The sequence below is a fragment of the Nocardiopsis sp. NRRL B-16309 genome (assembly GCF_001279585.1).
In the GTDB taxonomy this organism is placed as follows: domain Bacteria; phylum Actinomycetota; class Actinomycetes; order Streptosporangiales; family Streptosporangiaceae; genus Nocardiopsis.
Genome location: NZ_LGEC01000073.1, coordinates 59629 through 73939, shown reverse-complemented (window position 1 = coordinate 73939; position 14311 = coordinate 59629). Strand labels below are relative to the sequence as shown.

At 72.5% G+C, this 14311-nt stretch carries 12 protein-coding genes; 4 read left to right on the top strand and 8 right to left on the bottom strand.

The window, feature by feature from the left end:
• The first annotated feature begins 219 nt into the window (after window positions 1-219).
• A complete protein-coding gene (locus tag ADL05_RS14655) occupies window positions 220-1230 on the top strand; it encodes an arabinan endo-1,5-alpha-L-arabinosidase (protein WP_082376403.1) in 1011 nt (336 codons plus the stop codon).
• Window positions 1231-1390: 160 nt separating this feature from the next.
• Here the strand turns inward: ADL05_RS14655 and ADL05_RS14650 are convergent, their stop codons facing one another.
• From ADL05_RS14650 to ADL05_RS14625, 6 genes are all read right to left on the bottom strand, one after another.
• A complete protein-coding gene (locus ADL05_RS14650) occupies window positions 1391-2818 on the bottom strand; it encodes a BNR repeat-containing protein (RefSeq protein WP_053617516.1) in 1428 nt (475 codons plus the stop codon).
• Window positions 2819-2863: 45 nt separating this feature from the next.
• Complete coding sequence (locus ADL05_RS14645) at window positions 2864-3181, bottom strand: L-rhamnose mutarotase (RefSeq protein WP_053617515.1); 318 nt, start codon at window positions 3179-3181, stop codon at window positions 2864-2866.
• A 391-nt stretch (window positions 3182-3572) separates the two neighbouring features.
• On the bottom strand, window positions 3573-4643 hold the full coding sequence (gene rhaS, locus ADL05_RS14640) for a rhamnose ABC transporter substrate-binding protein (RefSeq protein WP_053617514.1): 1071 nt from the start codon (window positions 4641-4643) through the stop codon (window positions 3573-3575).
• Window positions 4640-5782, bottom strand: a complete 1143-nt coding sequence (locus tag ADL05_RS14635; protein ID WP_053617513.1) for an ABC transporter permease — start codon at window positions 5780-5782, stop codon at window positions 4640-4642. Before ADL05_RS14635 ends, rhaS begins: the two co-directional genes overlap by 4 nt.
• Entirely contained in the window at window positions 5766-6815 is a 1050-nt protein-coding gene (locus ADL05_RS14630) for an ABC transporter permease (RefSeq protein WP_197285804.1), read from the bottom strand. Before ADL05_RS14630 ends, ADL05_RS14635 begins: the two co-directional genes overlap by 17 nt.
• Window positions 6815-8338, bottom strand: a complete 1524-nt coding sequence (locus tag ADL05_RS14625; RefSeq protein WP_053617512.1) for a sugar ABC transporter ATP-binding protein — start codon at window positions 8336-8338, stop codon at window positions 6815-6817. The genes ADL05_RS14630 and ADL05_RS14625 overlap by 1 nt, the downstream gene beginning before the upstream one ends.
• A 314-nt stretch (window positions 8339-8652) precedes the next feature.
• On the opposite strand from ADL05_RS14625, the gene ADL05_RS14620 reads away from it, so the two are divergent.
• Both ADL05_RS14620 and ADL05_RS30570 read left to right on the top strand, forming a co-directional pair.
• Entirely contained in the window at window positions 8653-9702 is a 1050-nt protein-coding gene (locus ADL05_RS14620) for a LacI family DNA-binding transcriptional regulator (protein WP_231640753.1), read from the top strand.
• 229 nt (window positions 9703-9931) lie between these two features.
• Window positions 9932-10174, top strand: a complete 243-nt coding sequence (locus ADL05_RS30570; protein ID WP_197285803.1) for a hypothetical protein — start codon at window positions 9932-9934, stop codon at window positions 10172-10174.
• On the opposite strand, the gene ADL05_RS14615 is transcribed toward ADL05_RS30570, so the two are convergent.
• On the bottom strand, window positions 10131-10571 hold the full coding sequence (locus ADL05_RS14615) for a hypothetical protein (RefSeq protein WP_053617510.1): 441 nt from the start codon (window positions 10569-10571) through the stop codon (window positions 10131-10133). The genes ADL05_RS30570 and ADL05_RS14615 overlap by 44 nt on opposite strands.
• A 164-nt stretch (window positions 10572-10735) precedes the next feature.
• Here ADL05_RS14615 and ADL05_RS14610 point away from each other — a divergent pair, with 164 nt between their 5' ends.
• Window positions 10736-13087 (top strand): serine/threonine-protein kinase, encoded by a 2352-nt coding sequence (locus ADL05_RS14610; protein WP_053617509.1) that lies wholly within the window; start codon window positions 10736-10738, stop codon window positions 13085-13087.
• Between the two features lie 57 nt (window positions 13088-13144).
• Here ADL05_RS14610 and ADL05_RS14605 read toward each other — a convergent pair whose 3' ends face one another.
• A complete protein-coding gene (locus ADL05_RS14605) occupies window positions 13145-14137 on the bottom strand; it encodes a LacI family DNA-binding transcriptional regulator (RefSeq protein ID WP_082376408.1) in 993 nt (330 codons plus the stop codon).
• Window positions 14138-14311 lie beyond the last annotated feature (174 nt).

Here is a 14311-nt window from a genome sequence, read left to right as displayed (position 1 = left end):
CCCCCCGCCCCCCCCACGGCACACCACCCCCCGTGCCCGACCAGCCGACCGGCGGACCACCGGGCCGAGGCGGCCCGAGACGTGACGCGCGGCGCCCGTCGGCCCCATCACCACTCGCCCCCACGACCCCACCGTCGGCGCGCGATGTTAGCGCTAACAGAACCATCGCGGTTCCGACTCCTCCAGTCGGGACACGCACCGAGCCGAGGAGGCTCCCCCATGACGCGACACCCCCGCACCCCCTCCGCGTTCCCCTCCCGCCGCACGATGCTGGGCGCGGCCCTGGCGACGGGAGCGCTGTCAGCGATCCCGGCCGTCGCCGCCGCTCCCCCACCCGCCTCGGCGGCCGACTACCCCGGCCCCGGCCGCGTGACCGGGGACATCCGCGTGCACGACCCGTCCTTCGTCAAGCGGCCCGACGGCGGGTACCTGGTCGCCCACACGGGCCACGGCGTGGCACTGAAGACCTCCACCGACCGGACGGAGTTCAGGGACGCCGGCCCGGTCTTCCCCGACGGCGCACCGTGGACCACCCCCTACACGGGCGGCGACCGCAACCTGTGGGCGCCGCACCTGTCCCACCTCAACGGGCGCTACCACCTCTACTACTCCGCCTCGACCTTCGGCTCCAACCGGTCCGCGATCTTCCTGGCCACCAGCACCAGCGGGAACTCCGGAACCTGGCGCGACGAGGGCCTGGTCATCGAGTCGTTCACCTCCAACGACTACAACGCCATCGACCCGCACCTGCAGGTGGACGCGCTGGGCCGGTGGTGGATGGCGTTCGGCTCGTTCTGGTCCGGGCTCAAGATGGTCCGCATCGATCCGGCGACCGGCAGGCGCCGGGACGGGAACCTGTACTCGATCGCCGGGCGCGGGGGCGGAGCCATCGAGGCCCCGACCCTCTTCCACCGCGGCGGCTGGTACTACCTGTTCGTCTCCTTCGACCGGTGCTGCGACGGCGCGAACAGCACCTACCGCATCATGGTCGGCCGCTCCAGGTCCATCACCGGCCCCTACCGCGACCGCGACGGCACCGCCATGACCTCCGGCGGCGGCACCGAGGTCCTGTCCGGCCACGGCGGCATCCACGGCCCCGGCCACCAGGACGTCTTCGCCGACACCGACAGCGACATCCTGGCCTACCACTACTACGCCGACGACGGCACGGCGCTGCTGGGCCTCAACTGGCTCGGCTGGGACTCCTCCGGCTGGCCCTACGTGCACTGATCAGCGCTCCGCACCGCGTCGGTGCGGAGCCGGACGGCACCGGCCGGACCCATCGCCGACACACCGCCTGTGGACGGAGTGTGCGGAGACGGCGCCGGGGCCCGTGCGCGTGGCACGGGCCCCGGATGCATCGGTGCGACCGGACCGGCCGGTCAGCTGGTCAGCCGAGCTGGAAGTCGGCGACGCGGATGGGGCTGGAGGGACGGTCGCCAGCCTCCTGGTACAGGATCGACAGCACGCCCTCGGCGGCGACCCGGGACTCGTCCACGAGCACCTCGCCGAAGGAGTCGATGCCGGAGCCGTCGTGGACCATCGTCCAGTCGGTCCAGCCGGACGCGGCGGTCGCCGCCATGATCCGGCCGAAGGGCATGACCACGTACGCGGTGTCGTCCTCGGTCATGACCAGCCGGGACCGGCCGAAGGCCTGGAGCCGCTCGGGGATCTCCATCTTGTGCCACTGTCCGGCGCTGTCCTGGTGGACGTGGAAGACGTAGCCCTCGTTGCGGCGGTCCCGGACGAAGTCATTGGAGCAGTGCCCGAACCGCCCCGGCCGGTAGCTGATGAGGACGTGCGGGCGGCCCGCGTTGTCGACCGCCTGCGACTCCTGGTTCATCAGCGCGTAGTTCAGCGGCAGCGGATCCACCACGTGCCCGGGGGTGTCCACGGACACCCGGTGCGAGGTCCCCGTGACCGCGGCCACCGAGCCGTCGTCGGTGTGCCAGGTGCGGCCCTCGTCGTCGCTGTAGACGTAGCCGGTGTCGTGGTTGGACAGCCCGCCCGGGTGGCAGAGGATGTCACCGCCCGCGGCGGTCTCGCGCCAGGTGAACGACGCGTGCAGGCGGCCGTCGTCGCCGTAGCCGATGCCGTGCAGGTACATGTTGCGGCTCGTACTGACCGCGCCGTTGGCCTCGTAGGAGCCCTCGGGGGAGGACCACGCGCCCAGGTGCGCCCAGTCACCGCCCTCGTACTCGGCCAGTTCCAGCGTGCCGTCGCCCGACCCTCCGGTCCGGAAGGCGAGCTGGAGCCCGTCGTCGGGCGTGGTGACGAAGCGCGGGTAGGTGATGGAGCCGATGTCCAGGCCCGCCAGGTCGCGGCCGATCGGCTCGAAGGAGTTCGCCGACCAGGGCGCGCCGCCGTCGAGCAGGCCCGCCGCCGAGCGCGTGTAGTGGACGGGGGTGTTGTGGGTGTCCATGGCCACGTGCAGGCGGCCGTCCTCGGCGGAGACGCCCAGGGAGATGCTGTTGTGGGAGTCGTCCACCGTGAGCTGGTGCGACAGCCGGACGGTGCTCCACTCGCCGCCGTCGAGGTGGCGGCGGGCCAGGACCGCGTGCCGCGACTCGGTGTACCAGGCGGCGTACTGGTGGTCGCCGTGGGTGAGGATGCCGGACTGCTGGTAGGAGCCGTTGTTGACCAGGCCGTCGTAGGAGACGAAGTACAGGGCCTGCTCGTCCAGGGTCCGACTGCTCAGGGGCGTGGCCGAGGGCGCCTCGGCGGCCCCCGCCGGACCGGCGAGGGCGAGCGGGGCGCTGACGGCCAGGGCGAGGGCGGTGGCGAGGACACGGAACCGGAGATGTCTGCGGGGGGACATGGGGGCCTTTCTCGGGGGGGGTGGGGCGACGCTCCGCGCGCCGGGTCAGTCGAGGTGGAAGATCTCGGTGAGCGGGAGCATGCCCTCGTCGGGGCGGCCGGGCAGGTCCTCGAAGAACGGCGCCATCTCGGCCTGCCAGCGCTCGTTGACGTCGGTGCGGGCCATCGCCGCGCGGGCCGCCTCGAAGTCCTCGGTCTCCAGGTAGCCCACGACCATCCCGTCGTCGGTGCAGAAGAGCGAGTAGTTGTGCCAGCCGGTCTCGCTGAGCGCCGCGCGCATCTCGGGCCACACGACGGCGTGCCGTTCCTTGTACTCCTCCAGTCGCTCCCGGCGGACCTTCAGGACGAAGCAGACGCGCTGCACGGGGTCTTCCTTCCGTGGTGTGGGTCGGGGCGCGCCGCGGGAGACCGGGCGCGCCCCGACCCGTGGTGGGTGACGAGAGGACAACCGCGCCGAAGGCGTCCGTTGAGGGTGGACGCCCCCAGCGCAGCGCCCCCCGGCCGGCGGCGGGTGGCGGGCGGGCCACCGCGCCGAAGGCGTCCGTTGAGGGTGGACGTCTCTCGCAGAGCGCCCTCGGCCGGTGGTGGGTGACGAGAGGACAACCGCGCCGAAGGCGTCCGTTGAGGGTGGACGCCCCCCGCGCAGCGCCCTCGGCCGGTGGTGGGCGACGGGCGGGCCACCGCGCCGAAGGCGTCCGTTGAGGGTGGACGCCCCCCGCGCAGCGCCCCCCGGCCGGTGGTGGGCGACGGGCGGGCTAGAAGTCGAAGTCGTCGATGTTGTCCTCGTTGAACACCGTCGGCGGGCCGAGCACGACCTCGCCGTCCTCGCCCACGGTGTACTCGCCCAGCTCACCGGCGGTGAAGGTCTCGCCCTCGGCGCCGGTGATCTGTCCGGCCTTGAGCGCGGCACCCGTGTAGCCGGCCAGGTAGCCCAGCTCGCGCGGGTTCCACAGGGCGAACTCCTCGACGGTGCCGTCGTGGACGAACTCGCGCATCTGGTTGGGCGTGCCCAGGCCGGTGATGGCGACCTCGCCCTTGTACTCGGAGTCGCTGACGTAGCGCGCCGCGGCGGCGATGCCCACGGTGGTCGGCGACACGACGCCGTCCAGGTCCGGGTAGGACTGCATCAGCCCCTGCATCTCCTGGAAGGACTCCAGGTCGTCGTCGTTGCCGTAGACGGTGTCGACCAGCTCCAGGCCGGTGTACTCGTCCTCCTGCAGGATCTCCTCCATCGCCGCGATCCAGGTGTTCTGGTTGGTGGCGTTGGGGGTGGCCGACAGGACCGCGAAGGTGCCCTCGCCGTCCAGCTGCGCGGAGATCATCTCCACCAGCGCGCGGCCGATCAGCTCGTCGGAGGACTGGTTGACGAACACGTCGGTGCAGTTGGCGTTGGAGTCGTAGCCGACGATGGCGGCACCGTTGTCGCGGGCCTCGTTGAGTGCCGGGCAGACCGCGTCGGGGTCGTTGGCGGCGATCACGATGACGTCGCTGGCCGCCTGGCTGGCGGCGTTGATGTACTCCACCTGGGAGTCGGCGGTGGGCTCGGTGCCGCCGCGCTCGGTGTACTCGCCCGCCAGTTCGTCCACGGCCTCGGCGCCACCGGCGTTGACGATGTCGGAGTAGGGGTTGTTGAGCTGCTTGGGCAGGAAGTCGATCTTCAGGCCCTCGGGGATCTCCGCGTCGGGGTCGGCGGTACCGGTCGGACCGGAGCCGCCCGACTCGTCGGCGTCGTCGATGGTGGTGCCGCCACCGCAGGCGGCGGTCATCAGCACGGCGGCCGCCGCGGCGACGAGGGCCAGGTAGCGCGGGCGCAGGGGATCGGTCATGACTGTTCTCCGTTGTGTGGACGGTCGGTGGAGTCGGGGACGGGTGCGGGTGCGGGTGCGGGTTCGGGTGCGGGTGCGGACACGGGCTCGGGCGTGGGTTCGGGTGCGCGTCTGGCACGGACCTTGGCCACGAGGTTGGGCGTGACCACGGAGGCGATGAGGATCAGACCGGTGACGATCTGCAGGACCTCGCTGGACAGGCCGAAGAGCTGGAGCGCGTTGCGGATGACGCCGAGCAGCAGGACGCCGCACATGACGCCGAGGACCGAGCCGACCCCGCCGAAGATGGACACTCCGCCGAGCAGGACGGCCGCCACGACCTGAAGTTCCAGGCCGAAGGCCGTGTCGGCCCGGGAGGTGCCGTACTGCAGGGTCCAGAACACGCCCGCTCCGGCGGCGACGACGCCGCTGAGGGTGAAGAGCCAGAACTTGGTCCATCGGACGGGCGTTCCGGTGAACCGCGCGGCCTCGTCGTTGTTGCCGATGTCGAACAGCGAGCGTCCGATCGGGGTGGCGTGCAGCAGGACGGCGAAGAGCGCGGCCAGGACCAGCACCCCCACCGCGATCCACGGCAGTCCCTCGATGCCCAGGAAGGGGTCGCGGGCGCCGCTGACCCAGCTCTGCGGGTAGCTGGCCACGGCCCGGTCGCCCAGCAGGACGTAGGCCAGGCCGCGGTACAGGGCCATCGTGCCGATGGTGACGGCCAGCGACGGCAGCCCCATGACGGTGACCAGGACGCCGTTGAGGGCGCCCAGGCCGGCCCCGACGGCCAGGCAGATCCACAGCGCCGTCTCGATGGGCACCCCGGACTCCCAGAGCACGCCCAGGGTGGCGCTGGTCAGGGCGAGCGTGCTCGCCACCGACAGGTCGATCTCGCCGGTGACGACGATGAGGGTCATCGGCAGGGCCATCAGGGCGATGGCGGCGACGCTCAGCAGCAGGAAGCTGATGTTGCGTCCGGACGCGAACATGTCGACGAACAGGGACGCGCCGAGCAGGGTCACGACGAGTGCGGCGATGACCGGTGACTCGCGCAGGGACAGCAGCGAGGCGATCCGCCGGACGGGCCGTGGCCGGTCGGGGCCGGCCGCCGGGGCGGCGGGCGGGCTGGTGATGATGCGTTCAGGCGCCACGGGCACCTCCTCCTCGAAGCTTGCGGGCCGTGCGCAGCGCCAGCAGGCGGTCCAGTCCGATGGCGGCCAGGATGAGCGCGCCCACCACGGCCTGCTGCCAGAACTGGTCGATCTGCCAGATGGGCAGGGCGGCGGTGATGGTGGTGAGCAGGACGGCGCCCAGGGCGGCGCCGTAGACGGTGCCGACTCCCCCGGCGATGGCCACGCCGCCGACCACGGCGGCCGCGACGACCTGCAGTTCCATGCCGGTGCCGACGGTGGAGTCGACGGTGCCGTAGCGCGCGGCGAACAGGACGCCGGCGAGCCCGGCCAGGGCTCCGTTGACGGCGAAGGCGGTGATGACGCGGCGGCCGGCGGGGATGCCCGACAGGCGCGCGGCGTCGGCGTTGGAGCCGATCGCGTAGAGCTCGCGGCCCGAGCGGAAGTGGGCCAGGTACAGGCCCACGACCACGACGACGGCCACGGCGATCGCCGCGGGCAGCGGCACCCCGAGGACGGGGATCCGGCCCAGGGCGAGGAAGGACTCGGGCATGTCGTGGGCGTTGACCTGTCCGCCGCCCGCCCACCAGTGGTTGAGGCCGCGGTAGGCGTACAGGGTGCCCAGGGTGACGACCAGCGCCGGGACCTGGACGGCGGTGACGAGCAGGCCGTTGGCCAGGCCGCAGACCAGGCCGATGAGCACGCCCGCGGCCATGACGACCGGGACCGGCAGGCCCGGGAAGGTGACGAAGAGCAGACCGGTGCCGAACGCCGACAGGCCCATGACCGAGCCGACCGACAGGTCGACGTTCTTGGTGATCAGGACCAGGGCCTGGCCGACGGCCAGGACGGCCAGGACGGTGGCGCCCAGGAACAGGTCGCGCACGCCCTGGTGGGAGAGGAAGCCGGGGTTGTGCAGCCAGGTGGCCGCGATGAGGACGACGACGGCCAGCAGGACGCCGAGTTCGCGGATCTGGGGACGGCGGCGGGCGGTGCGCCGGGCGGCCGCCGGCGCTGCCCCCGTGGCCGAGGGGGTGGTCGCGGTGGTGGGTGTGCTCATCAGGCGGCCTCGCTCGGTCGCTGTCCGGTGGCCGCGTACATGACCGACTCCTCGTCGGCCCGGTCGCGGTCGAGTTCGGCGGTGACTCGGCCCTCGTGCATGACCAGGACGCGGTCGGCCATGCCCAGGACCTCCGGGAGTTCGCTGGAGACCATGACGATGGCCAGCCCCTCCCCCGCGAGCGTGGACAGCAGGCGGTGGACCTCGGCCTTGGTGCCGACGTCGATGCCGCGGGTGGGCTCGTCGACGAAGAGCACGCGCGGCTCGGTCGAGAGCCACTTGGCCAGGACGACCTTCTGCTGGTTGCCGCCGGAGAGGGTGGCGACGGCGTCGGTGTAGGCGCCGCACTTGAGCTGGAGCCGGGCGCCCCACTCCCGCGCGCTCTCGCGTTCGGCGCGGGCGCCGAGCAGTCCGAAGCGGCTGAGCAGGCCCCGCCGGGTGGCGGTGGCGTTGCGTTCGATGGAGGACTCCATGACCAGTCCCTGCTGGCGGCGGTCCTCGGGGACCAGGGCCATGCCGGCGGCCATGGCCGCACGCGGGCGTCCGGCGGGCAGGGCCCGGCCGGCGACGCGGACGGTGCCCGCGTCGTAGCGGTCGACGCCGAAGACCGCGCGGACGACCTCGCTGCGGCCCGCGCCCACGAGCCCGGCCAGGGCGACGATCTCCCCGGCGCGCACGGAGAAGGACACGTCGGCGAAGACGCCCTGGCGGCTCAGGCCCTCGACCTCCAGGACGGTGTCGCCGAACTCGGCGTCCTCCTTGGGGTAGAGGCTGCTGACGTCGCGTCCGACCATGCGCCGCACGACGGTGTCCACGTCCAGGTCCGCGGTGGGATCGCAGGAGACGTAGGCGCCGTCGCGCACGACGGTGATGCGGTCGCACAGACCGAACACCTCGTCGAAGCGGTGGGAGATGAAGAGCAGGGCCGCGCCCTCGTCGCGCAGGGTGCGGGCGACGGTGAACAGCCGCTCGGCCTCGACGCCCGACAGGGCGGCGGTGGGCTCGTCCATGACCAGGACGCGGGCGTGGCGGGTGATGGCCTTGGCGATCTCGACGAGCTGCTGGTCGGCGATGGAGAGACCGCGCGCGGGCCGGTCGGGTTCGATCGCCACGCCCAGCCGGCCGAACACCTCGTCGGTGTCGCGGCGCATGCGGGCGCGGTCGATGGTGCCCAGGCGGGTGCGCGGCTGGCGGCCGATGAAGATGTTCTCGGCCACCGACAGGTCGGGGAAGAGGGTGGGCTCCTGGTAGATGACCGCGACCCCGGCGCGCTGGGCGTCGGCGGGCGCGGTGAACTCGGTGGGCCGTCCGTCGACCAGTACCTGGCCGCCGTCGGGCCGGTGGACTCCGGCTATGGTCTTGACCAGCGTGGACTTGCCCGCGCCGTTCTCGCCCACGAGCGCGTGGATCTCCCCGGCACGCAGGTGCAGACTCAGTCCCCGTAGCGCTCGGACGCTCCCGAAGGACTTCGTGACGTCCACCAGCGCGAGGGGCGGAGGCACTGGTGATCGGTCGTCCGTCACGTGCGTCCTCCTTCTTCCAGTACCGATCTCCTGGGGTTCAGGAGATTCGTGCAAAAACGTTTTAATATGAAGTGGATGTTAAGTCCAGCACACTACCCCGTCAAGGGGATCACGGAGAAATCCCAGGTATCACGCTGGTAACGACGTCAGCTCGACCCCGGCGGGGCCGCCGGTTCCGCCGCCCGGAGGCACCGGGTTCCGGAAAGTTATTGACACGTTTCAATCCGAGTGTGAGCATGAACCGACGTTCTGAGGGCCGTGTCAGTAGCATGCGAGCGCGTCGCCCCGACCGTTCGAGCCCCAGTGGAGAACCCTTGAGCACCAGTCCACGCGCCACCCGCCGCACGGTGGGCATCACCGAGGTCGCCCGGCACGCCGGGGTCTCCCCCGGCACGGTGTCCAACGTCCTCAACCGGCCCGAGCGCGTCGCCGCGACGACCCGCCGCAAGGTCGAGGCGGCCATCGCCGAGCTCGACTACGTGCGCAACTCCTCCGGCAGCAGCCTGCGCTCGGGCCGCAGCGGATCGGTGGGCCTGCTGGTCCTGGACGTCACCAACCCCTTCTTCACCGAGGTCGCGCGCGGCGTCGAGGAGGAGGCCGCCACGGCCGGGCTGGCCGTGGTCCTGCTCAACTCCGCCGAGCAGCAGGACCGCCAGCGCCGCAACCTGCGCCTGCTCGCCGAACAGCGCGCGGCGGGCGCCGTCGTCATGCCCGTGGACGACGACCTGTCCGACCTCGTCTGGCTGGCCAGGCAGGGCACCGCCTGGGTGGCCCTGGACCGGGGCGACGTGTCGGAGGAGGTCGGGTGCAGCGTCAGCGTGGACAACCACGCGGGCGGGCTGGCCGCCGGACGGCACCTCATCGGACTGGGACACGAGCGGATCACCTTCCTGACCGGCCCGTTCGCGATCGAACAGGTACGGCGGCGCCACGACGGGCTGCGCGAGGCGTGCGCGGAGGCGCACCTGGACCCCGACCAGGCCGTCCGGGTCATCGAGCAGCCCCAGCTCAACGCCGACCACGGGGAGCGCGCCGTCGACGCGGTCCTGGCGGGCGGTCCCCGGCGGCGCCCCCAGGCGGTCTTCTGCGCCAACGACCAGCTGGCGCTGGGCCTGATGAAGGGCCTGGGCCGGCGCGGGATCCGGGTGCCCGAGGACATCTCCGTCGTCGGCTACGACAACGTCGACTTCGCCGACCTCGTCCACCCCGGGCTGACCTCGGTCGCCCAGCCCAAGTTCGACCTGGGCCGCTCGGCGATGCGCCTGCTCATCTCGGAACTGAACGACCCGGACCACCGGCACGAACGCACGTGGTTCACGCCCGAGCTCGTGGTCCGGGGGTCCACGGCCGCGCGCCGGACCTGATCCTCCTGGACTTCAGCGTCGTTTCGCGAAGACGCCCAGGCGTTCAGGGCCTTCGCCAGGATCCAGGGGAAGTCGGTACGACGGATTCTCCGGTTCGGCCCACAGCAGGACCCGACTTCGTTGACGTGTTCGAAGATGAAGGTGGTCGTGCGCATCGGACTTCCGTCCTCGCCTGAACAGGCGGAGGCGCTTGAGGCGCCCCTGCGTGCCTGCGTGCCTGCGTGCCTGCGTGCCTGCGCCCCTGCGTGCCTGCGACCAGGCCGCGAGCGCCGCCTCCCAGGTGGCGTTCGCGACCGGCGCCACACACAAGTACGCCCTCCAGGAACGCGCTTACACGGCCCTGAAGGTTGAGCACGGGTTGCCGGCCCAGCCAGCGGTGCGGGTGATCGGCAAGGTCGCCGACGCCTACAGCACCCGCACCTCCCACCTCAAGAAGGGGCTCCCGGGGCGTCGGGGGCGACACGGCGGCTGAGGCGCTGGTGGCGCTGGCGGGCGGCCTGGGCCGTGCCCAGCCCGAGACCGAAGGCGATCTCCTGCCAGGTCATGCCGCGCCCCTTGGCCATCTCCAGGACGCCGAGCTCCATCTGGTCGAACTCGGCCCGCGCGGTGGGCAGCAGGGAGAGCGCGGCGGTGAGGTCCTCGCGGTCGACGGCGGGCTCGCCCTGCTGTGGCGGAGCGCTGCCCGCGGCCGCGTCGCTCACCCGCCGTACGGCGTCGAAGGGCGCCATCGGCCTGCGGTACTCGTCCCAGCGGACGCGGTCCTCGCCGCCGGCGTGCCGTTCGGTGATGCGCGCCAGCGCCTCGTAGCCGCGGCGGCGGCGCTCCTTGTCTGGGTCGGGCGGGGTGAAGGCGTCACGGTGTTCGTCCATGACTCCACTCTGACTTTTGAACGATACGTTGTCAACTCCTCGTTGCAAACGAAGCCTTCCTGTCATTTCGGCAGAACCGTTCGACTTCGCCGAGACTCTCAGCTGGTGCTGTCACTCGGTTCCGGAGCGCCGCGCCGGAACCCGGACTGAACGGAGCGCAGCGCATGTCCCCCGACGTGGGTCCCCCCACCTCTCATTCCGCCCCGCTCCCCGAGGGCTTCGCCCCGCTCGACCCCGCGGACCCGGTGGCCATCGGTCCGTTCGACCTGGTCGGAAGGGTGGGCGCGGGCGGTATGGGAACCGTGTACGGCGCCCTGGACCGCGAGGGACGGCACGTCGCCCTCAAGGTCGTCCATCCGCGCCACGCCGCCGACCCGGTCTTTCGCGAGCAGTTCGTCCAGGAAGCAGAGCTGCTGGCCCGGGTGGACGCCGACTGCGCTCCGGCGTTCCTCGGCGCGGACCCGCACGCCGAGCGGCCGTGGATGGCCACCGAGTTCGTGCCGGGCCGCACCCTGAGCGGACACGTGCGCGAACACGGCACGCTCACCGGCGACCGGCTGCTCTCGTTCGCCGCCGGTACCGCCGAAGCCCTGTCCGCCGTCCACGCCGCTGGAATCGTGCGCCGCGACGTCAAGCCCGCCAATGTCGTCTTCGCCCCGGCGGGGCCCCGGCTCCTGGACTTCGGGATCGCCCGGGACACGCGGGACGAGACGGCCGAGGCCGGAGTGTTCGGCACCGCCGGGTGGATCGCCCCCGAACGCCTGGAGGGCATCGGTGCGGACCCGCGCTCGGACGTGTTCGCCTGGGGCGGTCTCGTCGTCTACGCGGCGACCGGACACGGGCCCTTCGGCAGGGGCGACACCGCCACGCTGCTGGCACGCACGCGTGAGGCCGAACCCGACCTGGAGGGGGTGCCCGAGGACCTGCGCGCGCTGGTCGCCCGGGCCCTGGACCGCGATCCGGAGCGTCGGCCCTCCGCCGCCGAGGCGTTCGGCACCGTCCTGTCCCTGACCGGCGAGCCGGTACTGACCCGTGAGGCCGCCCGAGTCCGGCTGCGCCGGCTGCTCACCACCGCCTGGACCGGGTTCGAGGCCGTACGCGGCGCCGGCCCCTGGGTGGCGGCCGCCGGGTCGGTGGCGCTGCTGTCCGGATCGTCGGCCGCCGTCGCGGGAGGCGGGGCCGCCGCCAGTGCCGCGGCCGCGGGCGGTGGAACGGCCTCCGGCGCCGCGGCCTCAGCCGCTGGAGCGGGAGCCCTCGCCGGTATGGGCAAGGCCACCGCCGCGCTCGTGGCGGTGGCGAGCACCGCCGCCGTCGCGACCGGCGGCTGGGTGGGCGGACAGCTGTACAGCGGCGAGCCGGTCTGGCCGTTCGGCGGCGGGGAGGCGTCGTCCGAGCAGGTCTTGGAGCCGGAGCCGGAACGGGTCGGGTACCGCGGCATGTCGCTCGCCCTGCCCGAGGGGTGGACGGCGGAGTTCGTGGAGGAGGAGTTCGGGGTCTTTTCCGATCCTGGGCCGTACACGACCGAGGAGTGGCTGGTCCTGTACCCGGGCGGGCAGGAGGCCTGCGACGGCGTCGAGTGGAGCTACACGGACGGCTCCGTGGCCTGCCGGCACATCAAGGTGCTCGGCCCGGAGGGCATCGACCACGGCGGCGAGGGCTACGCCACCATGCGGCAGAGCGGGGCTGCCGGCGGTGTGTACTCGTTCAATCCGAGCAGCAATCCCATGCCCTGTCCCGAAGGCGTGGCCACCTCCCCCGGGAACCCCGCCGCGTCAGCCCGCTGGGAGCGCGAGGACCGCGACGCCGGCGGGGAGGTGGCCGCCTACGCGGAGGGCCACTCGCTGTGCGTCGACATCGGCGACGAGGGCTCCTCCGGCTTCCTCCTCCACGACCAGCGCCTGTGGCTGTTGGAGGACCGGGAGATCCTCATCGTGGACGACTACGGGATCGAGGAGTTCGACGCGGTCCTGGCCGGTGCCCGGTGGACGGAGGCGGAGGAGGAGGCGACCAGCACACTGGAGTACCGCGGCATGACCGTGGAGCTGCCCGAGGGGTGGGAGGCCGTCCGGCAGGAGCGCACGTTCCGTACCGACGCCGGCGAGGAGATCGACGACGAGTGGTTCCTGGTCGGCACCGACCCGGACAGCGACTGCGCGTTCGAGGACCGGACGGACTGCCCGTACCTGGAGATCGCCGGTCCCGGGGCCATCGCCGCCGACGGCCTCACCGAGGACGCGATGTACTACCCCGGCGGCGGGATGGAGCTGTGCACCGACAGCCAGGCGGCCACCGCGACCCCGCCGCGCGAGGAGCGGTCCCTGGCCCCGATCGGTGAACGGATGGCCTACTACCGGGTGTGGAGCGTCCCGTGCCTGACGGGGATCGAGCCGAACGCGCCGACCGCCTACTACGAGCAGCGGTACTGGCTGCTCCCGGAGTCGCAGATCCTCGTCGTGGACAACTTCCGCACCGAGGGGCTGGCCGAGGTCCTGGCCGCCGCCGACCTGCCCGCGTGAGCCCTGCCCCGGCGTGTCCTGACTGGTGACCGCCGTCAGGGCACGCCCGGCAGGAGGTCAGCGCCCCGCCGGCTCCGCCGTGCTGCGGCGTACCACCAGGTCGGTGGCCAGGTCCAGGCGCAGGTTGGCCGGGCGCTCTCCCCGGGCCAGGGCGAGCGCCATCCGGGTGGCCTCCTCGGCCATCTCGGTGAGCGGCTGGCGCACGGTGGTCAGCGGCGGGCCCACCCACCGGGCGACGGGCAGGTCGTCGTAGCCGACGACGCTGAGGTCCTCGGGGATGCGCACGCCCAGCTCGCGCGCGGCCTCGTACAGGCCCATGGCCTGCAGGTCGCTGCCGGCGAAGATCGCGGTGGGCGGGTCGTCCAGCCGGAGCAGCTCGCGCCCGCGGTCGCGCCCGCTCTCCACGTGGAAGTCGCCGTAGCGGATCAGCGCGGGGTCCACCTCGATCCCGGCGGCGTCCAGGGCCGAGGTGTAGCCGTCGATGCGGGCCTTGCTGCACAGCACGGGCCGCGGACCGCCGATCACCCCGATGCGCCGGTGGCCGAGCTCGATGAGGTGGCGGGTGGCGGCCAGCCCGCCGTTCCAGTTGGCCGAGCCCACCGCGGGCATGTCGGGCCCGGGGTCCCCGGCCGGGTCCACGACCACGAAGGGGATGTCGCGGGCGGCCAGGCGGGCGCGCTGTTCGGGGGCCAGGTCGGAGAAGACCAGGATCGCGGCGGTGGACTGGCGCGCCAGGACGGCGTCGACCCAGGCCTCGCGGGGCGTCTGCTCGCCCCCCGACTCGGTGAGCACCACGCTCAGCCCCTCCGCGCGCGCGACGTTCTCCACGCCGCGGATGACCTCGATCGCCCACGCGCTGTCGAGTTCGTGGAAGACGAGGTCGATCATCGACGACCGTCCTCCGCCGGGACCGCGTCGGCGGCGGTAGCCGTGCCGGCGGATCAGCTCCTCCACGCGCGCCCGGGTCTGGCTGGCCACGTCGGCCCGGCCGTTGAGCACCTTGGACACGGTCGGCACCGAAACACCGGCGGCTTCCGCAATTTTCGAGATGGTGACCGGCTCCGAGAGCGTCGATCCTTCGGGTCCGGGGGTCGGGTCTGCACTCACGTCGCCTGATACTACGCGCTTCGGGGCGGTCCGGCACAGGGCATCGCAACCTGACCGGTATTGACGCCTCTCGTTGCGTCGGCGTAAATTCGGGCCACGCAGATATCGAAATACTAT

Bases quoted from the DNA above. Each gene is read 5' to 3' on its own strand.
- ADL05_RS14610 (WP_053617509.1), top strand. From the start codon at position 10,736: ATGTCCCCCGACGTGGGTCCCCCCACCTCTCATTCCGCCCCGCTCCCC.
- ADL05_RS14650 (WP_053617516.1), bottom strand. From the start codon at position 2,818: ATGTCCCCCCGCAGACATCTCCGGTTCCGTGTCCTCGCCACCGCCCTC.
- ADL05_RS14630 (WP_197285804.1), bottom strand. From the start codon at position 6,815: ATGAGCACACCCACCACCGCGACCACCCCCTCGGCCACGGGGGCAGCG.
- ADL05_RS14615 (WP_053617510.1), bottom strand. From the start codon at position 10,571: ATGGACGAACACCGTGACGCCTTCACCCCGCCCGACCCAGACAAGGAG.
- ADL05_RS14655 (WP_082376403.1), top strand. From the start codon at position 220: ATGACGCGACACCCCCGCACCCCCTCCGCGTTCCCCTCCCGCCGCACG.
- rhaS (WP_053617514.1), bottom strand. From the start codon at position 4,643: ATGACCGATCCCCTGCGCCCGCGCTACCTGGCCCTCGTCGCCGCGGCG.